This is a genomic window from Xanthobacter nonsaccharivorans (assembly GCF_043194755.2).
GTDB classification, from domain to species: domain Bacteria; phylum Pseudomonadota; class Alphaproteobacteria; order Rhizobiales; family Xanthobacteraceae; genus Xanthobacter; species Xanthobacter autotrophicus_G.
Map to the genome: position 1 here is coordinate 3,291,216 of NZ_CM195526.1, position 18,240 is coordinate 3,309,455.

Sequence of the window (18,240 nt, forward strand, 5' to 3'; positions counted from 1 at the left end):
CCGTGAAGCGGCCAGACGGGGCGGCCGACGCCTGTTCGTGGCCCCGGCTGGCGGAAAGCCCCGGGCGCCCCGCCTCCCGTTTCGAGGGGAAGCAGAAGCGCCTCGCGCTCGGAGCCCAAGGTGCAGGCGAGGGCTCCAGCACGGCGGCGCCTCGCTGCTCCCGCGCTGGCAAGCTCAGTCCGTCGGGGACGCGATGGAGGCGTTGAAATCCCGGACGAACGTCGAATCGACCTTGAGCGGCGCGGGGATGAGCCCTTCGGCGTAGAACACGTCGGCGATGTTCTGGTTGTTGCGCACCAGCTCGTCATCGATGGGACGCAGGCCCGCGGCGCGGTTCTTCTCCGCGATGAGGGCGACGTCCGGGTCAATCTTCAGGATCGCCGCCACCGCCTTTGCGCGCTCCTCCGGATGTTCGTGGCTCCAGGCGACGTGACGCGCGAGCTGCCGCACGAACGCGGCCACCGCCTCCTTCTTCGTCTTCAGCGCCTCGTCGCTGACGATGTAGTAGAGCACGTTGTTGGCGCCCACGTCGCCGGCGGAAACGAGGCGGCGGCTACCCGTGCGCTCGAATGAGGTGAGCAGCGTGTCGATGGCAACCGCGGCGTCGATGTTGCCGCTCTCCAGCACGGCCTGGAGGTTGGTTCCGCCAGGCAGGTAGACCGGCTCGATGTCCTTCAGGGAGAGCCCCTCGCTCTTCAAGGCATTGTAGAGCGTCCAGTGGGAATTGGTGGCGCGCACGAAGTTGATCTTCTTGCCCTTCAGATCCTTCACCGAGCGGATCGGCGAGTTCTGATTGACGATGATGGCCTGCCCCCGCCCCCAGTTCTGGGTGGAAGCGACGATCTTGAAGGGCACGTTGGCCGCCTGAGCGCCGATGGGGACCACTTCGCCCACTTCGGCAACATCGATCTCCCCGGCGTTCAGCGCCACCACCATGGCGGGCGACTGGCCCACGAAGTTGATGACGTTGAACTTGAAGCCCGGCACCACATCGTCGCCGCGCGCGGCGAAGGTGGGAGCGAAGCCGAAATTGTTGCTGGTGCCGACGCGCAGCGTCACCGGCTGCTGGGCGTGGGCCACGGTGGACAGGCCAAGGCCGATGAGCAGGCCGGTGGCGATGCGGCGTCCGCCGCGCGCCAGCGGACGAAGAACAGCGAAGGACATGGACAGGAATCCGTTCAGGTTGGAGACAAGGTCAGGCGGCCGGCCGGGCCGCGCGCCGCGGCGGCTGCGCAACGGGCGTGACGCCGCTCTCCGCCAAGGCATGGAAGGCTGCGGCCACCGGGAAGATCGGCGCGTCGGTGCCGAACAGGATGCGCTCCGGCCCGAACACCTCGGCCGCGAGCGCGATGGCGCGCGGGCCGAAGGAGGCGGTATCCACGAGGATCCGCCGCTTGCGTCCCGCCGCCTCGGCCTCGCTCACGCCGTAGCGTGCCGCGCCGTGGGCGATCCGCTCGGCGAGGAACGGCAAGGCCCCGGCGAGGTTCGCCACATGCACCTGGATGTGCGGGAAGGCATCGAGGAACGGCGTGAACTCCAGGGTCACAGCGGCGGCGGAGAGATCGTTCTGGATGCCGAGCACCCCTTTGCGGATCGCGGCCGCCGCGTCCTGCGCCACCGGCGCGCCGGACACGCCCGGCAGCGGCCCCGGGTGCACGAACAGATGCCCCGCCCGCGCATCGAGCTCCGCCAGCACGGCGGAGAAGCGCTGCGCGGTCTCCTCGTCCCGGAATGCCGCGGTGGGCAGGATGACACCGGCGAGGCCCAGCCGGTCCAGCCCGTCGGCGAGGATCGCCGGCGCCGCATCGAGCCGCGCCAGCGGCACCAGCGCGAGCGCGCTGAAGCGATCGGGGCGCCGCTCGACGAGCCGGGAAATCCCCTCGTTGAAGCTGCGCACCAGCGCCGGAGCGTCTTCGGCCGCCGCCGTGTCGACGCCCATCAGGCCCGGCAGGGACAGCACCTGGTGGGCGATGCCGGCCTCCTCCAGCTCCCGCTCGCGCAAGGCGATGTCGAAGATGGCCCGGCCAAGCCGATGCTGACCACCATCGGCGCCGAGAAGGAGCGTTTCCTCGCCCGACGGCACGAGGCGTGGGGCACCAGTGCGGGCGGAGAGCAATTCCACCAGCTCGGGCGGGAAGAAGTGGGCATGCCAGTCCACGAGGCCCCGGAAGGCGTGGGGTGCGGTGCTCATGATGCGCCTCACGCTGCGCTGGCGGCGGCCGCGCGGGACCGTCGCACGAGGGGCAGGATCAGCTCGCCGACGCGATAGGCTTCCTCCAGCGCCGGATAGCCGTTGAGGATGATGGTCTCGAGCCCGGCATCCACATATTCCTCCAGGCGCTCGGCCACTTGGGCATGGGAGCCCAGCAGCGCTGTCCCGCCGCCGCCGCGGATGAGGCCCACGCCGGCCCAGATGTTGGGATAGACGATGAGATCCTTCACGCCACCGACCCTGCCGTGGTGCAGCTGGAACAGGCGGGCCTGGCCCTCTGAATCCATGGCGCGCAGGTTGCTCTGCACCCGGGCGACGGACTCGGCATCCATGGTGTCGAGGTGGCGCTGCGCCTCGGCGAAGGCAGCCTCCTCGGTCTCGCGGGCAATCACGTGCATGAACAGGCCGAAGCGCAGGGTGCGCCCGTAGGCGGCGGCGCGCTCGCGCATCTCCTTCACCCGCTGGGCGAGGACGGGCGGCGGCTCGCCGTACATGAGGTAGACGTCCGCCTGCCGGGCGGCGATGTCCTTGGCGATCTCCGAGGAGCCCGTGAAATGGACCACGGGCTTGGCGCCGAAGCTCCCCGGCTGCGCCACCTCGCTGCGGTAGAACGGCCCCTCGTGGGTGAAAGGCGCGCCGCTCCACAGCTGGTGCAGCACGGAGAGGAAGTCGTCGGTGCGGCGGTAGCGGTCGTCATGGTCGAGGAAGTCGCCATAGGCGCGCTGGTCCGCCGGGCTGCCGCCACTGGTGATGTTGAGGTGGATGCGGTTGCCGGTGGCCCGCTGGAGGGTGCCGGTCATCTGCGCGGCAATGGCCGGCAGGGTCAGGCCGGCGCGGAAGGCGATGATGTACTCGAGCGTGCGGGTGTGCGGCGCCACCAGGCCCGCGGTGACGAAGGTATCCTCCGCCGAGAAGCCCGTGGGCAGCAGCACGCCCTTGAAGCCGGCGCCTTCGGCCGCGCGGGCGATCTGGACGAGATAATAGGGGTCGGACTGGCGCAGCTTCGCATGGAGGCTGCCGGAGCCGGGCACGACCTTGAGGTTGTTCACGATATTGCGTCCGTCCCCGTAGGTGGGGAGGAACCAGTGGAAGTCGACGCTCATCCTCAATCTCCGTGAAATCGCGGGCGCGCCCGCCCGGGGGCATGGGGTCAGCCGGCTGCCAGCGCCGGCACGGCGTGCGGGGTGGCCTGCGGCGGGGCAGGCTCCTCGGGCGCGACGCCGAGGGCGGCGAGAAGCTCCGTCTCCAGCGCGCCGAACACCGGGTGGCGGCGATCGCGCGGGCGCGGCAGGTCCACCTCGATCTGCCGGGCGATGCGGCCGTGATCGATGAGCACCACGCGGTCGGCCAGCAGCAGCGCCTCCTCGACGTCGTGGGTCACGAACAGCATGGAGATGCGGTGCCGGCGCCACAGGTCGAGCACGAGGCGCTGCATCTTCAGCCGGGTGAGCGCATCGAGCGCGGCGAACGGCTCGTCGAGCAGCAGCAGCTCCGGCGTCCGCACCAGAGCGCGGGCGAGGCCGACACGCTGGGCCTCGCCCCCGGACAGCGTGAGCGGCCAGGCGTCCGCCCGCGCGGTGAGGCCGACCTCCGCCAGCGTCGCCCGCGCAAGTGCGCGCAGCTGCTCCGACGGCCCGTCGAGGCCGAGGACGATATTGCGCCACACCTTCTTCCAGGGCAGCAGTCGAGGGTCCTGGAACACGATGGCGCGGCTGTCGGTGACCTCCAGCGTCCCTTCGGCCTCGCGGTCGAGGCCGGCGACCAGGCGCAGCAAGGTGGACTTGCCGCAGCCGGACGCGCCGACGATGACGACGAACTCGCCGGCGGCGACATCGAGGCGGATATCCTCGAGCACGCGCCGGTCGCCGAAGCTGCGGGAGACGCCGGAGAGGTGGACGGTGGGAGCCGCAGGCGCGGCCGTGGGAGCGGGCGCGGTCACGGCTCAGGCTCCCTTGAAGGCGCGCTGCCAGGAAAGCGCGCGCCGCTCGATGACGCGCACCAGGGCGTCGGCGAGGATGCCCACCACGGCATAGACCCCGAGCGCGCCCATGATGACGCCGGTCTGGGCCAGCTCGTTGGCCTGCACGATCATCCAGCCGAGGCCCGACGAGGCATTGATCTGCTCCGCCACCACGAGGCTCAGCCATGCGGTGCCGATGGCATAGCGCAGGCCCACCAGCGCCGACGGCAGCGCGGCCGGGAAGATCACGTCGCGCACCATGGCGAAGCGCGAGAGATGGTAGGCGTGGCCGAGGTCGATGAAGCGCTCGTCGACGCTGCGGATGCCCTTGAAGACGTTCAGGTAGACCGGGAAGAAGCTGCCCAGCGCCACCATCAGGACCTTGGACAGCTCGCCGAGGCCGAACCACAGGATGAAGAGCGGCACGAGGCCGAGATAGGGCAGCGTGCGCACCGCCTGGATGGTGGAATCGAGGGCATCCTCGCCCCGCTGCGACAGGCCGGAGACGACGCCGGCCACCAGTGCGGTGGAGGCGCCGAGCAGCAGCCCCACCGCCGCCCGCCACAGCGAGATGCCGAGGTTGGTGAACAGCTCCCCCGACCGCGCCGCCGCCCACAGGGTCACGCCGATATCCAGCGGCGAGGACATGAAGCGCCGGTTGATGAGGCCGAACTCCGCGAGCAGCTGCCAGCCGACCAGGATGGCGAGGGGGACGATGGTGCGCCTCAGGCCGCGCGAACGGAGCAGCGATGCGAGCCGGGTGCCGAGAGCCGTGCCCTGCCCGTCGGCCCGCACGATCAGGGACGGGGAGACCGAGGAGGTGGAGGCTGAAGATGTCATGTTCCTTGATATCCCTGGGCTTATTCCGGCAAGGCCGCGAGCGTTGCGGCAGCGGGCCGCACGGCGGCGGCATAGTCCGAGAAGGCGATGTCGTCGGCGGGCTGCTGCGTCATCCGCGCCAGATGATGGGCCCGGTCCGCGCGCACGAAGGATTCGATGATCGCCGACACCAGCCGCGGCACCCCGGTGGCAAGGCTCGCCACGTCGCTGACGAAACGGCCGAAGCTGGCGATGGCCGCCGGCGTGAAGCAATGCACGTCGCGCACGAAGGGGGCCGTGCCCGGATGCTTCTCGGTGAACTCGTAGCCCGGCCCCAGATAGGGGAAGCGCGCGAGCACGGGATCGCGCTTCGCCGCGGGCGGTGTGTAGCGGTCGCCCCACAGGGCGATCTGCGGCGCCAGCGCGGCAAGCTCGGGCGCAAGCGTCGGGTCGTAGGTGAAGCCGGTGCCGGCGACCACGGCGTCGAAGACGAAGGGGCCGGCATCGATCTCCACCTCCACGCGGCCGCCACCCGCCGCCCTCGCCTTGCGCCATGGTGCGGCGAGATGCAGGTGAAGGCCGGGAAGGCGCAGCGCCCGGGCGAGCGTGTCCTTCGAGGGCGCCGGTCCGCGTTGACGGATGAGGCGGGCGATTTCCCAGCGGTCCGCATCGGGCAGGACATGGAAGCCGTCGATGCCGCCATAGGCGGTGGCCCGCAGCTGGGTGAAGTGGGCGAGCTCGGCGCCGCGGCTGAACAGGTGCGCCTCGGCGGCGCCGTGCTCCAGCGCGCTCGCGGCGATGTCGAAGGCGGACGAGGCTGCCCCCAGGATACCGATCCGCTTGCCGCGAAAATCGTCGAAACTGAACCGGTCGTAGGAATGGGCGACGAGGCCCGGCGGCAGGCCGCGCAGCACATCGGGAATGGCGGGCCCGCCGGATCCGGCGATGCCGGTGGCGAGGACCAATTTGCGGGCAGCAAGGCGCACGGGCGCGCCGTTCTCCTCCAGCTCCAGCTCGAACCGGCGGTTGGCGCGAGTGATGAGCCTGAGCCGCGTGCCGCCCCGCACGGAAATGCCGAGACTGCGCCGCAGCCAGGCGAGATAGTCGTCCCAGGCCTCGCGCGGCGCTGTGTCGAACGCGTCGTAGGCGGTGGCCCCGCTGCGCGCCTCGTACCAGGCGCGGAAGGTCAGGGCCGGGATGCCGAGGTCCGGCCCCCGGTTGGCCTTGGGCGTGCGAAGCCGCTCCATGTAGGCGCGATTGCTCCAGACGCCGGGAGTCCCGGTTTCGGCGTCGATGACCTCGATATTCGTGATTCCGGCGCGGAGCAGCGCGAAGGCGATGGCGATCCCGCTCTGGCCCGCGCCGACGATTACCACGTCGCGGTCTACGCCTTCAGCTACGGGAACCCAGCTCGCCGGCGCGGGGCCGAGCAGCTCCAGCGCCCTCGATGCTGCGCGATCCACCTCGCTCATGCGGAACTCCTCCGAACGCTTCACTCCTTTCATATTTGATTAAATTGATCATATAAGTAAACTAAGATCCAAAGGGATCGTTGGTTGCCATTTGGAAACCGGGAGGAAAGGATGGGGCAGACCACCGCCGACGCATTTTCCGACGCGATCGACACGCTGTCCGAGGTGACGCCGGTCTATTGCCCGATGGTCGAACTGCTGGACACCCTTGCCGGCAAATGGGCGTTCCCCATCTTGCTCAAGCTCATCGTCGCTGACGGACCGATCCGGTTCGGGGCGCTGCAGCGCCGGCTGGGCAGCATCACGCAGAAGGAGCTCACGAAACAGCTCAGGCTTTATGAGTCCTACGGCCTGGTGACGCGACAAATCTTCCCGGAGATACCCCCCCGCGTGGAGTATGAGATTTCCGATTACGGCCGAACGCTGAAGGATCCGCTTCTTGCGCTCGCCCAATGGAGCGCAACGAAGGGCGAGGTTCTCTTCCTGGCCCGCGCGCGAACCACAAAGGCGAAGGGCGCACCGCCGGCAGTCGGATAGGCTGCAGGCGAGCGCCCTCAGGACGCCGCGGGCTTTTGCCGTGCGATGGAGCGCCCGCCGGGCGAACCTCGCCGTTTCCGCTCCCCCTCGCGCACGCGGCGCAGATCCTCAGCCGGATGTCGGAGGCCGCGTGAAGCCCCCTGCCCTCGTGTCTCGCCCCCGGAACACGTGCGCCGATCTGATTGCGCCGCCATCAGATCGGATAACGCGCACTAGCCGATGGTCCCCCCGGCGACGAAGCAGGTCTGTCCGGTGATGTAGGCGGCCTCGTCGGAGGCGAAGAAGCAGATGGTGGCTGCCACCTCTTCCTTCGTGCCCATGCGACGCAACGGCGTGCCGCCGAGGATGTCCTCGTACATCTCCCGGCCCCACGCCCTCTCTTGCTCGGAGAGGGGCGCGGTGTTGCGCGGGACGGCGCGCACGCCGTTGTCGATGGCCCCGGGCGAGACGGCGTTGACGCGGATGCCGTGATCGGCGAGCTCCAGCGCCATGCAGGTGGTCATGGCGTGCACGCCGCCCTTGGCCGCCGAATAGGGGACGCGATAGATGCCGCGCGTGGCGTTGGACCCCACGTTCACGATGGACCCGCTTTTCTGCCGGATCATCACCGGGATCACGGCCCGGCAGCTCCACAGTGTCGGCCAGAGCGAGCGGCGGATCTCCTTCTCCATCTCCTCGGGCTGGTACTCCCAGAAGGGCTTTGCCCAGATGGTGCCGCCCACATTGTGCACGGCCACGTCGATGCGGCCGTAGGCCTCCACCGCGGCGGCCACCATGGCCTCGGCCCCGGCGTGGGTCTCCAGGTCGGCAGAAAAGGCGCGCACGGTGCCGCCGGCCGCCGCGATCTCGCCGGCCACCTCGGCATTCACCTCGGTGGCGCGGTCCACGATGAACACCTTCGCCCCTTCCGCGGCCAGCCGGATGGCGGTCGCCCGGCCGATGCCCTGGGCGGAGCCCGTCACCAGGGCCACCTTGTTCTCGAAGCGCCTGTCTCCCACCCTGTCTCTCCCTGTCGATGCAGGACGGCGGCCGCAGGGGACACCCGCGGCCGCCGTCTTCTGTGGGGGTTCCTCAGTGCGCCGCGGACAGCGAGCCCTTGGGTTCCGCAGACGGGCGGGCCCGGATCAGCGCCACGGCCAGCGCCGCGATGGCGAGGGGAATGGCAATGCCGAGGAAATAGCCCGGCACGCCGCCCATCTGCAGGAACCAGCCCCCGAGCGCCGAGCCGATGATGGCGCCGGTGCGGCCGATGCCGATGGCCCAGCCGGTGCCGGTGGCGCGCAGCTCCGTGGGATAGATGCCGGAGATCAGGTAGTTCAGGGCCAGCTGCTGGCCGCCGACACCGAAGCCCGCCGCGGCCACCAGCACGAACACCGCCGTCCAGTTGCTCCCCGCCAGGGCAAGGCCCACGCAGATGGCGATGCCGAGCGCGAACATGCAGAGCAGCAGGAGCCGCGCATTCACCTTCGGCAGCAGGATAGAGAGCGGGATGGCGCAGACGATGAAGGCAGTGTTCACCGTCACCGTGCCGAAGGCGGCGGAGGCGGCCGGCAGGCCGGCGGTGGTCAGCACGGTGGGGAGCCACAGCAGCAGCATGAACCAGGCGATCCAGTTGAACAGGTAGGTCGCCCACACCGCGATGGTGCTCATGCGATAGGCCGGAGCGAACAGGGCGGCCACCGACCCCTTCGCCACCGTCTCCGCCGGGACGAAGCGCGTCTCGGCGGGAACCGGGCGGGCGATGATGCGCTCCACCAGCGCGCGGCTTTTCTCCATGTCGCCGGGCTTGCCACGGGCCACGAGCAGCTGCGGGGATTCCGGCAGGATGGCGAGGCACACCACCAGCATGGCGAGCGGCAGCGAGCCGCCGACCAGGTAGATGCCCTGCCAGCCGATCACCGGCATCCAGCCCGTGGCGAGCAGCCCGCCGAGCACCGCGCCCAGCGGCAGGCCGAGGAGCACGCCCGTGAGCACGGTGCCGCGGGCGCGGCTCGGCGCATATTCCGCAGCCAGCGCCAGCAGCACCGGCGTGGCGCCGCCCATGCCGAGGCCGGTGAGGAAGCGCAGGAGGACGATCTGCGTCGGCGACGTGGCGAAGGCGATGGCGAGAGAGAACACCCCGAACAGCAGGATCGCCCCGAGGATGGCGGTGCGCCGCCCGATCTTGTCGCCGATGGAGCCCAGCGCCATGGCGCCGAGGGCCATGCCGAGCGTGCCCGAGATGAAGATATAGGTCATGTCCGCCGGCGCCATGCCGAAGGCCTTCGCAATGGCAGGCCCGGTGTAGGCGATGCACTGCGTGTCGAAGCCGTCGAGGGCGGCCACGAAGAAACACAGAAGAAAGACAAGCCACTGGCGCCCGCGCAGGGGCTCCTTGTCCAGCAGATCCTGAATGCTCTGCTTTGCACCCGCCATGGGTTCCTCCTCCACCAGCCGTTTGATCATTTGTTTTGGGTCATGCGTGCATGACGGCGGGCGGCGGGGGCGCCGCCCGCCGCCTGTCTCAGGCGGCTTCCGCGCGCAGGCGCTGCACCTCGGCGGCCGGCAGGGCGTCTGCCTCGCGCTTCAGCTCGAAGTCGAAGGCGATGCGGGCGAAGGGCTCGTTCAGCCCGGCCGCGGCGATGGCCTCCGGATCGGCATTGCGCTCCACCGGCGGGATCAGGCCGTCGCGGGTGGCGAAGGCGAAGTCGTCGTGCAGATAGGGATCGCCGTCGATGTTGATCTGCGTCGTCAGCTTGCGATGGCCGGGGGCGCTCACGAAGAAATGGATGTGCGCCGGCCGGTGGCCGTGGCGGCCGAGCGTCTTCAGCAGCGTGTCCGTGGAGCCTTCCGGCGGCACCGCATAGCCGGCGGGCATGATGGTGCGGAAGCGGTAGCGGCCCTCGGCGTCCGTCTCGATGGTGCGGCGCAGGTTGAAGGCGCTCTGGCTCTTGTCGAAGAAGGAATAATTGCCGCGGGTGTTGGCGTGCCAGACCTCCACGTGCGCGCCAGCGATGGGCGTGCCGTCCACGTCGCGCACCTGGCCGTGCATGACCAGGATCTCGCCGTCCTCGGTGCCGTCGTCGAGCCGGCCCTCGCCCTTCACCAGCGGGGCGCCGGCGACATAGAGCGGTCCCTCGATGGTGCGCGGCGTGCCGCCGGTGAGGCCGGCCTTCGCCTCGGCCTCGTCGAGCCGCACGTCGAGGAAGCGCTCGAAGCCGAGCCCGGCGGCGATGAGGCCGTATTCATCATTGCGCCCGGCCTCGGTGAGGTAGTTCACGGCAGTCCAGAACTCGTCCGGCTGCACGTCGAACTCCTCGATCACGTGGAACAGGTCGCGGACGACACGATCCACGATGGCCTTCACGCGCGGCGTGGGCTCGCCGCGGGTAGGCGCCTGCATCTCCTTCAGCAGGGCATCGATGGCAGCTTTTTCCATGGGCGTTCTCCTTGATGGGGCATTTCTTGTTCGCCCCCGCGCAACGAGGTGCGGGGGCATGGCTCAGCCGCCGGCCGGGTCGGATCCGATGGGGAGCGCCTCGGCCTCAGGCCCCCGCCGTCTGGCGGGCGACGGGGACGAGACGCGGCGCCGGGCGATCGCGGCGGAAGAAATCCACCCGATCCATGTCGAGCACCACGCCGATGCCGGGGGTCGCCGGCACGACGAGGGCGAAATCGCGATAGGTGAGCGGTGTCGCGAGGATCTCCTCCACAAGCAGGAGCGGACCGAACAGCTCGGTGCCCCAGGCGAGCGCAGGCAAGGCAGCGCAGAGCTGGGCCGCCGCCGCGGTGCCCACCCCGCCTTCCAGCATGGTGCCGCCATAGAGCTCGATGCCCGCGGCATCGGCGATGGCGGCCACGCGCTGGGCGTCGAACAGGCCGCCGGACTGGGCGATCTTCAAGGCGAACACCCCGGCGGCCCGCGTCCGGGCCAATTCCATGGCCTCGCCGGGGCCCTGGAGGGATTCGTCCGCCATGATGGCCACGTCGAAGCGCTGGGTGAGGCGCGTCAGGGCGCGCGGGTGATCGCGGCTGACCGGCTGCTCCACAAGGTCGACGCCGGCCGCCTCGAGCGCCGCGATGCCGCGGCGGGCCTGGTGCTCGCTCCAGGCCATGTTCACGTCCACCCGCACGCTGGCGCGGTCGCCGAGGGCGGCCTTGATGGCGGCCACGTGCTTCACGTCCGCGCCCACCTCGCGCTTGCCGATCTTCAGCTTGAAGATGCGGTGGCGGCGCGCCGCCAGCATCGCCTCGGCTTCCTCGATATCCTGCGCGGTGTCGCCGCTGGCGAGGGTCCAGGCCACTTCCAGGGCGTCACGCCGGCGCCCGCCGAGCAGCTCCGAGACGGGCAGGCCCAGCCTGTGGCCCAGCGCATCCAGCAATGCGGTCTCCACCGCGCAGCGGGCGAAGCGATTGCCCTTCACCGCGTGCCGCACCCCGTCCATGAGGGCGGCCACGCGGGAGGCGTCGGCGCCGATGAGCAGGGGCGCGATGTAGGTGTCGATGGTGAGCTTGATGCCCTCCGGGCTCTCCTCGCCATAGCTGAGGCCGCCGATGGTGGTGCCCTCGCCCACGCCCACGGTTCCATCCGAGCAGAACACCCGCACGAGCACCAGCGTCTGGCTGCGCATGGTGTGCATCGACAGGTGATGGGCACGTATGGTTGGAATGTCGACGATCAGGGTCTCGACTCGATCGATGCGCGCTGCGCCGCCGGTCTGCATCTTGGCGTTGTCCTTTTGTGTTACATAAGGAAAATCACGCCGGTGCCCCCCGCGTCAAAGACAGTCTCGATCCGCTTACATACCTAAAAGGTCTGGAATGGAACTGCGGCACCTTCGATATTTCACCACCGTGGCCCGGGAGCACAGCTTCACGCGGGCGGCGGAGAAGCTGAACATCGCCCAGTCGCCGCTCAGCCGTCAGATGCGCGAGCTGGAGGAAGAGCTTGGGGCAACCCTTTTCGAACGCCCCAGCCGCCCGCTGCGGCTCACCGCGGCGGGGCGCTTTTTCAACGAGCATGCCCTGCAGATCCTCCAGCGCGCGGACGAGCTGCGGATCACCACGCGTCGCTTCGGCGATGCCGGGCGCCGCCAGTTCTTCATCGGCTTCGTGGGATCGGCCCTTTATGGCGGGCTGCCGGAGGTGGTCCGCGGCTTCCGGACCCATTATGCCGGGCTGGAGGTGGTGCTGGTGGAGATGAGCACTGTCGAGCAGATGGCCGCCTTGAAGGAAGGGCGCATCGATGTGGGCTTCGGCCGCATCCGTTTCGACGACCCTGCCATCCGGCGCGAGGTGATCGCCGAGGAGACCCTGCTGGTGGCCCTTCCGCCGGACCATCCGCTGCTCGGCGCGGAGGGCGTCGCCTTCCGCGACATCTCGGCGGAGCCTCTGGTACTCTATCCCAAGTCACCGCGCCCGAGCTATGCCGACCAGGTGCTCTCCTTCTATCGCGACCGCGGCTGCATCCCCGTCATCGCGCAGGAAGTCCACGAGCTGCAGACCGCGCTCGGCCTAGTGGCGGCAGGGGTGGGGATCGCGCTCGTGCCCCAGTCGGTCCGGCACCTGCACCGCGACGACGTCGCCTATCGCCCGCTGCTGGAGCCGACCATCACCTCCCCGCTCATCATGAGCTACCGGGCCAGCGACACATCCGCCGAGGTGACGCAGATCTTCGGCCTGATCCAGCATCTCTACCCCCCTCTTGAAGCAGCAAGAGGCTGAAAACACCACACCATCTGCGCACGCTCTTCCGGCCTCGCGCTCATCGCGAGAGCCTTGCGGCGACAGCCGGGACGGCGCCGGGCGCGGGAGCTGCGGGGCCACCGCAGCCGTATCGGATCGCGAAACCTCGCCAAGGAAGCCTTGCAGGAAACCCGGCTGCGCCGCGCCGGCAACATGGCGCGGGGGAGCGATCATCCGCGGGATGTATCGTCCCGGTCGTGGCCGTACAGCACGTCATAGTCCGGCTCGCTGATGCCGCGCTTCCAATAGCCGATGGCCACCATGGACGACCGGGGCAGCCCGAGCCGCGCGGTGAGCCGGGCCCGCGCCGTGCGCACCGCGTCCGACTCGGCGGCGATCCAGGCGGAGACGGAGAGACGCTCCGGGACCGGCAGCCGGTCCAGCGCATCGGTGATGAGGCTCGTCGCCCCCGCCGCGCCGTGGCGGAACAGGTAGGAGACGCTCACCCCCGTTGGCCGGCGAAGGGGGATGGCCTCCGCCTCGTCCTCCACCTCGATGAAGGCGGCGCCACGGGCTTCCGGGGCAAGCTCCTCGAGGATCGCGGCGATGGAGGGCAGGCCGCAATGATCGCCCGCCAGGATGTGGAAGTCCGCCGGCGGCAGGGTGCGCCCGCCCGGCCCGCCGACGCCGACCAGATCTCCGGGGCGCGCCCGCTGGGCAAAGCGGGCGGCGGGGCCGTGGCCGCCGTGGCAGGCGAAATCCACCCACACTTCCCCGCGCGCCGCATCGAACCGGCGCACGGAATAGGTGCGCACCGCCGGCCGGAGACCGTCGGCGGGCCAGATGGCCCGCCCATCCGCGCCGGCAAGCGGCCATTCGGGGCGCTCCACCCCCTCCGGCGGAATGAGAAGCTTGATGTTGGGGCCGGTGCCGAAGCCCTCCAACTCCGTCCCGCCCAGGACCAGGCGGCGCATGCGCGGGGTGATCTGCTCCGCCCGGAGCACTTCCAGCACGCGGATGCCGCGATAGCGCGCCACCCTCGCTGGAGCCTCCGCCGGGGCGCCCGTCGATGGACTCGTCGATGGGCTCATGGCTCCTCGCCCTCGGGCCCGAGGAAGGTCTCGAGCCCCAGGAGCAGGGCGTGGGGTGCCGCCGACATGTGGGTCTGGCCGGGCAGGATGGCGAAGGTCACCTCCACCGGGCGCCCCGGCAGGGCATCCAGGCGGGCGGCGAGATCGCGCGCGCCGTCCACCATCCGCCGCTGGGCCAGCTTGCGCGCGAGCTCCGGCGCGTCGGGCTGGCGGCGCAGGCCGGGGTGCAGCTCCTGCTCGTAGGCGCCGACGGTGAGGAGCAGCCGCCGGTGCCCGGCCGGAGGCCGCGCCGCGAACGCGGCCTCCTCCGCCGCGATGGCACCGTTGGCCCACCACAGGGAGGGGCTGGCCGCCACGTAGAGGGAAAAGGCGTCGGGCCGCGCGAACAGCGCATGGAGCGCGAACAGCCCGCCGAAGGAATGGCCGATGAGCGCCTGCCGCTTCGGGTCCACCTTGTAGGACGCGGCGATAGCCGGCTTCAGCTCGTCCTGGATGAAGGCGAGGAAGGCATCGGCCCCGCCGGTCTGCTCCGGTTTCAGATAGGTCCACGATCCCTCGCCCGGCGTCGCGGGAGCGGAGGTGAGGTCCTTGGCCCGGCGCGGCATGTTGATGGCGAGATCGCCGGGATAGCCGATGGCCACCAGCACCGCGGGGGCCATGAGCCCGCCCTGCCTGACGCCCTGCGCGCGGGCGAGATCGGCAAGGGTGCCGGCCACCGCATTGCCGTCGAGCACGTAGGCCACCGGGTAGCCGGCTGCCGGGGGCGGCTCCTCCGGCGCGGCGATGAAGATGCGATAGGCGAGGCCCGTGCCGGAGACGAGCGTGCGCTCCTCCAGCCCCGGCATCTGGACCGGCCCTGCCACCGCGGGCGCAAGACCCGCGGCGAGGACGGAGAGAGCGGCGGCCGCCACGGTGAAGGAGGAGAAGGCTTTCCCGTTCGACATGCTCTTTCCGCTCAATAGGTGGCGCTCACCTTCAGCCAGTAGCCGCGGGGCTCGCCGTAGAAGTTGAACAAGGCGGTGGAGCCGACGCGCTGGTAGTAGACCTCGTCGAAGACATTGGTGGCGGTGAAGGTAGCCTTCCAATTGTCGTTGAACTTGTAGCCCACCTGCGCATCCACCACCGTGTAGCCGTCCTCCGTGAGCGTCACGCCGCCGGACGTGGTGTAGAAGCTGGAGAGGATCTTGAGGCCGCCGGCCACGTGCCAGCCCTTCAGGGTCGGATCCTGGAACTCGTACTTGGTCCACAGGTTGTAATTGTGCCGCGGCGTGTAGGTGCTGAAGCCGGTCTTCAGCTGCGCGGCGGTGGCGGTGAGATATTCCGTGTCGGTGTAGGTGTAGCCGGCGTAGATCTCCCATCCGGGTGCGAGCTTGCCGCTCACCTCCGCTTCCCAGCCGGTGACCTGCACTTCTCCCGAGGCGACGTAGACGTTCGCCACGTCGGTGGCGAGGGCGCGGTTGTTGTCGCGGATGAGGAACATGGCGGCGGAGGCGTTGAGCGCGCCGTCGAAGAAGGAGCCCTTCAGGCCCGTCTCGTACTGGTAGCCCTGGCGCGGGGCCAGCACGTCGCCGGCCGCATTCAGCTCGGTCTGCGGCACGAACGTGGTGGTGTAGCTGCCGTAGAAGGAGACCTCCTTCGTCAGGTCCACCACGAAGCCGGCGTAGGGCAGGAACTCGTTGTCGATGTCCACCGAGCTGGTGGTGGTCGTCAGGCTGCCGCCGGAGGCGGTCGTGACGTTCGACGTCGCGTCGTACCAGGAGAAGCGACCGCCGAGAATGACGTGCACCTGCTCCAGCGGATTGATCTTCGCCTGCGCGTAGAGGCCGTACTGGGTGGGATCGGTGACGCTCTCGCGATTGTAGAGCGTGAAGGGCTCCGCGACCGCGTAAGGGTTGAAATTGTAGATGTTGTAGGTGCCCGGCAGGGTCGTGGAGGTGGGAGAGAGCTGGGTCTGGTCCACGGTCCGGAAGTCGGCGCCCACCGTCAGGTTGTGCTCCTGCCCGAAGGCCTGGAACGGCGTCGCCACGTGCGCGTCGCCGGAGAGGGAGGTCTCCCGCACCTTCGCCGCCGTGTACTGCATGGTGAAGTTGCCGAGCGTCGCCGGATTGGTGCTCACCGCCGAGCGGCCGTAGGCATATTTGTAGTCGATGTAGCGATCCGAATAGCGCAGGGAGGCCTTGGCCTCGCCGCCGTTGGCGAGGTCGTGCTTCACCTCGGCCAGATAGTCGGTGGTCTCGTTGTCGAAGCGGTTCCACAGCCCGCCGACGAAGGTCGAGCGCGGCACGTTCAGCAGCTTGCCCTCGCCGTTGCCCAGGTTGATGGCGGGCAGGCCGTTGAAGGGCAGCATGTCGCGTTCCTGGTGCCAGGCGTAGAGCGACACCGTGGTGTCCTCGGTGATGTCGAACGCGAGGGTGCCGTAGCCCACCCAGACCTGGTTCTCGTTGTAGTTCACGAAGGAATCACGGTCCTGGTAGGCGCCGCCGATGCGCGCGCGCACCGTGCCCTGCTCGTTGAGCTTGCCGCCGGCATCCACCTCGGCGCGCACGAAGTCCCACGAGCCGTAGCTGAGGTCGGAATTGAAGAAGCCCTTGTCGAGGGCCGGCTTCAGCGTGCCGTTGATGACGCCGCCGGGCCCGGCGTTGTTGCCGCCCGCGCCGCCGTAGAACAGGCCGGCCGGCCCCTTGAGCACGTCGAGCCGGTCGAAGATGAAGAGATCCGGCTGGGTGCCGAGGATGGAGGAGAGCGGGGCCGGCAGGCCGTTCACCAGCAGTGTGTCGATCTCGAAGCCGCGGGAGAAGATGGAGGAGCGGCCCTGGTCGTTGGCGAGGATCACCATGCCGGTGGTCCGGCGCATGGCGTCCTCCAGCTGGGTGAAGTTCTGGTCGTCGATGCGCTCGCGGGTGACGGTGGAGATGGACTGCGGGATCTCGCGCACCGGCGTCGGCATGCCCACGCCCACGGTGGTGACGGCGGAGGTGTAGGTGTCGCGTCCCTCGGTGAGCACCTGGCCTTCGGCGTGCACCGCCTCCACGTTGACCGTGTCGAGCCGCACCTCCGCGTCCGTCCCTTCGGCGAGGGCCGTCGACGCCAGGAAGGTCGACGCCAGGAAGGCCGACGTCAGGGCTGCGAGGCCCGCCCCGCATGCATGACGTGCGCGCAAGCGCGCTCCACGCGCCGAAATCGCCTTTGACCTCATGGGAAAGCCCACCTCATCGCCTGAACCCGAATCCGAGCATCGAGGCGGGACTCTCGCGCGTTTTCGTGCGGCATACCTTTGCCGGGCTTCCCAATTCGTTTGCGGTTTCGCCTGATTGATGGAGGAAGTCAAAGATCAGGGCGAGAGGCAAAGCTGCACTTTTGAACAATAATAAATTCATGATACGGCCTAGACATTGACACCCGCCCCATCTGCCCCTCCTCTTCTTTGGCATGAGCAACATGCGAAGCCACAAGCGCCACCGTGCGGAAACGGCGGGCGCCTCGGGCGCGGACCCCTTGCCGGACGGCAGGGGTGATCTGGTGCACTGTGCCGAGATCGCCGGCCTGTCCCATCTCGCCGGCACCCACTTCGCCGTGACGGTGCCACGCGCGCTGGGCGACGGCGCGGTGCTGGCGGGGCGCTACATCATGACCGAGCTTTTGAGCGGGGCGGTGCTCCACGCCACCGATGCGCGCGACCTGCACGACCTGACCAGCCAGGTGGTGCATGGGGAGGGCATCACCTTCAGCCTGTTTCTGGACGGCACGGCGGACGTGCTCTCCGGCGGGCGGGCCTTCCGGTTCGGCTCCGGCCGGGCCGGGGAGGCGGAGGCGGCGCTGATGGTGCGCACCGAGCCCGACCTCTTCGTGCGCAGGGGGCGGCAAGGCCATCACGTGCGCAAGGTCAACGTCACCGTGCCCGCTTTCTGGCTGGAGGAGAGCGGGCTCGACCAGGTGGACCGCCACCGCGCCGCGTGGCACTTCAGCCGCGAGCATCTGTCGAACCTGCGCTGGCGGCCCTCCGCGCGGCTCGTCGCCCTCGCCGAGCAGGTGCTCGCCACGCCGGCCTACGGCCCGCTGCTGCGGCGCCTCTATCTGGAAAGCCGGACCACGGAGATGCTGTTCGAGGCCTTCTCCACCCTCGCCGAGGGCGCCGGAAGCGCGGACCGGCACCGCCCGCGGCTGCGCCAGCGCATGCGGCAGGTGCAGGACTTCCTGGAGGACCGGCTGGACGCGCCGCTCACCCTCGAGACGGTGGCCCAGGAAGCCGGCATGAGCATCACCAGCCTGCAGCGCGCCTTCCGCGACGCGTTCGGGACCACCGTCTTCGACTATGTGCGGCGGCGGAAGCTGGAGCGCGCCCGCGACGCCCTGCGCAGCGAGGGGGTGAGCGTGACCGAGGCCGCTGCCATCGCCGGCTACACCTCGGGCGCCAACTTCTCCACGGCATTCAAGCGGGCCTTCGGCGTATCGCCCAAATCGGTCCGCTGACGCGGCCGGCCCGAA

16 protein-coding genes are annotated in these 18,240 nt (G+C 69.6%); 3 read left to right on the forward strand and 13 right to left on the reverse strand.

From position 1 onward, the window contains the following. Positions 1 to 174: 174 nt before the first annotated feature. From V5F59_RS15095 to V5F59_RS15120, 6 genes are read right to left on the reverse strand one after another with little or no spacing between them, the layout of a single operon-like run. Positions 175 to 1,164: an aliphatic sulfonate ABC transporter substrate-binding protein gene (locus V5F59_RS15095; protein WP_393976027.1), complete on the reverse strand. Its 990-nt coding sequence runs from the start codon at positions 1,162 to 1,164 to the stop codon at positions 175 to 177. Positions 1,165 to 1,195: 31 nt separating this feature from the next. Beyond that, positions 1,196 to 2,191 (reverse strand): amidohydrolase family protein, encoded by a 996-nt coding sequence (locus V5F59_RS15100; protein WP_393976028.1) that lies wholly within the window; start codon positions 2,189 to 2,191, stop codon positions 1,196 to 1,198. 8 nt (positions 2,192 to 2,199) lie between these two features. Next, positions 2,200 to 3,315 (reverse strand): LLM class flavin-dependent oxidoreductase, encoded by a 1,116-nt coding sequence (locus V5F59_RS15105; protein ID WP_393976029.1) that lies wholly within the window; start codon positions 3,313 to 3,315, stop codon positions 2,200 to 2,202. A 47-nt stretch (positions 3,316 to 3,362) separates the two neighbouring features. Next, the gene (locus V5F59_RS15110; RefSeq protein WP_393976030.1) at positions 3,363 to 4,151 is read right to left on the reverse strand and encodes an ABC transporter ATP-binding protein; all 789 of its coding nucleotides are present in this window, start codon (positions 4,149 to 4,151) and stop codon (positions 3,363 to 3,365) included. Positions 4,152 to 4,154: 3 nt separating this feature from the next. Then, positions 4,155 to 5,012, reverse strand: coding sequence for an ABC transporter permease (locus V5F59_RS15115; RefSeq protein ID WP_393976031.1), 858 nt, complete (start codon positions 5,010 to 5,012; stop codon positions 4,155 to 4,157). Positions 5,013 to 5,032: 20 nt separating this feature from the next. Next, a complete protein-coding gene (locus tag V5F59_RS15120; protein WP_393976032.1) occupies positions 5,033 to 6,463 on the reverse strand; it encodes a SidA/IucD/PvdA family monooxygenase in 1,431 nt (476 codons plus the stop codon). A gap of 111 nt (positions 6,464 to 6,574) precedes the next feature. Between V5F59_RS15120 and V5F59_RS15125 the strand changes: the two genes are divergently transcribed. Next, positions 6,575 to 7,000 carry a winged helix-turn-helix transcriptional regulator gene (locus tag V5F59_RS15125; RefSeq protein WP_393976033.1) on the forward strand — a complete coding sequence of 142 codons (426 nt, stop codon included), beginning with the start codon at positions 6,575 to 6,577 and terminating at the stop codon, positions 6,998 to 7,000. A gap of 212 nt (positions 7,001 to 7,212) precedes the next feature. On the opposite strand, the gene V5F59_RS15130 is transcribed toward V5F59_RS15125, so the two are convergent. From V5F59_RS15130 to V5F59_RS15145, 4 genes are all read right to left on the reverse strand, one after another. Next, positions 7,213 to 7,998 (reverse strand): 1,6-dihydroxycyclohexa-2,4-diene-1-carboxylate dehydrogenase, encoded by a 786-nt coding sequence (locus V5F59_RS15130; RefSeq protein WP_393976034.1) that lies wholly within the window; start codon positions 7,996 to 7,998, stop codon positions 7,213 to 7,215. Between the two features lie 73 nt (positions 7,999 to 8,071). Next, on the reverse strand, positions 8,072 to 9,415 hold the full coding sequence (locus V5F59_RS15135) for an MFS transporter (RefSeq protein WP_393976035.1): 1,344 nt from the start codon (positions 9,413 to 9,415) through the stop codon (positions 8,072 to 8,074). Positions 9,416 to 9,503: 88 nt separating this feature from the next. Further along, positions 9,504 to 10,418 (reverse strand): catechol 1,2-dioxygenase, encoded by a 915-nt coding sequence (gene catA, locus V5F59_RS15140; RefSeq protein ID WP_393976036.1) that lies wholly within the window; start codon positions 10,416 to 10,418, stop codon positions 9,504 to 9,506. A gap of 106 nt (positions 10,419 to 10,524) precedes the next feature. Then, positions 10,525 to 11,703 (reverse strand): muconate/chloromuconate family cycloisomerase, encoded by a 1,179-nt coding sequence (locus V5F59_RS15145; protein WP_393976037.1) that lies wholly within the window; start codon positions 11,701 to 11,703, stop codon positions 10,525 to 10,527. Positions 11,704 to 11,800: 97 nt separating this feature from the next. Between V5F59_RS15145 and V5F59_RS15150 the strand changes: the two genes are divergently transcribed. Beyond that, positions 11,801 to 12,703 (forward strand): LysR family transcriptional regulator, encoded by a 903-nt coding sequence (locus V5F59_RS15150; protein ID WP_393976038.1) that lies wholly within the window; start codon positions 11,801 to 11,803, stop codon positions 12,701 to 12,703. A gap of 191 nt (positions 12,704 to 12,894) precedes the next feature. Here V5F59_RS15150 and V5F59_RS15155 read toward each other — a convergent pair whose 3' ends face one another. From V5F59_RS15155 to V5F59_RS15165, 3 genes are read right to left on the reverse strand one after another with little or no spacing between them, the layout of a single operon-like run. Then, a complete protein-coding gene (locus tag V5F59_RS15155) occupies positions 12,895 to 13,701 on the reverse strand; it encodes a siderophore-interacting protein (RefSeq protein WP_393976039.1) in 807 nt (268 codons plus the stop codon). A 50-nt stretch (positions 13,702 to 13,751) separates the two neighbouring features. Further along, positions 13,752 to 14,699, reverse strand: a complete 948-nt coding sequence (locus V5F59_RS15160) for an alpha/beta hydrolase (protein ID WP_393976040.1) — start codon at positions 14,697 to 14,699, stop codon at positions 13,752 to 13,754. A gap of 11 nt (positions 14,700 to 14,710) precedes the next feature. Next, the gene (locus V5F59_RS15165) at positions 14,711 to 16,915 is read right to left on the reverse strand and encodes a TonB-dependent siderophore receptor (protein WP_393976041.1); all 2,205 of its coding nucleotides are present in this window, start codon (positions 16,913 to 16,915) and stop codon (positions 14,711 to 14,713) included. 278 nt (positions 16,916 to 17,193) lie between these two features. Between V5F59_RS15165 and V5F59_RS15170 the strand changes: the two genes are divergently transcribed. Further along, on the forward strand, positions 17,194 to 18,225 hold the full coding sequence (locus tag V5F59_RS15170) for a helix-turn-helix transcriptional regulator (protein WP_393976042.1): 1,032 nt from the start codon (positions 17,194 to 17,196) through the stop codon (positions 18,223 to 18,225). Positions 18,226 to 18,240: the final 15 nt, after the last annotated feature.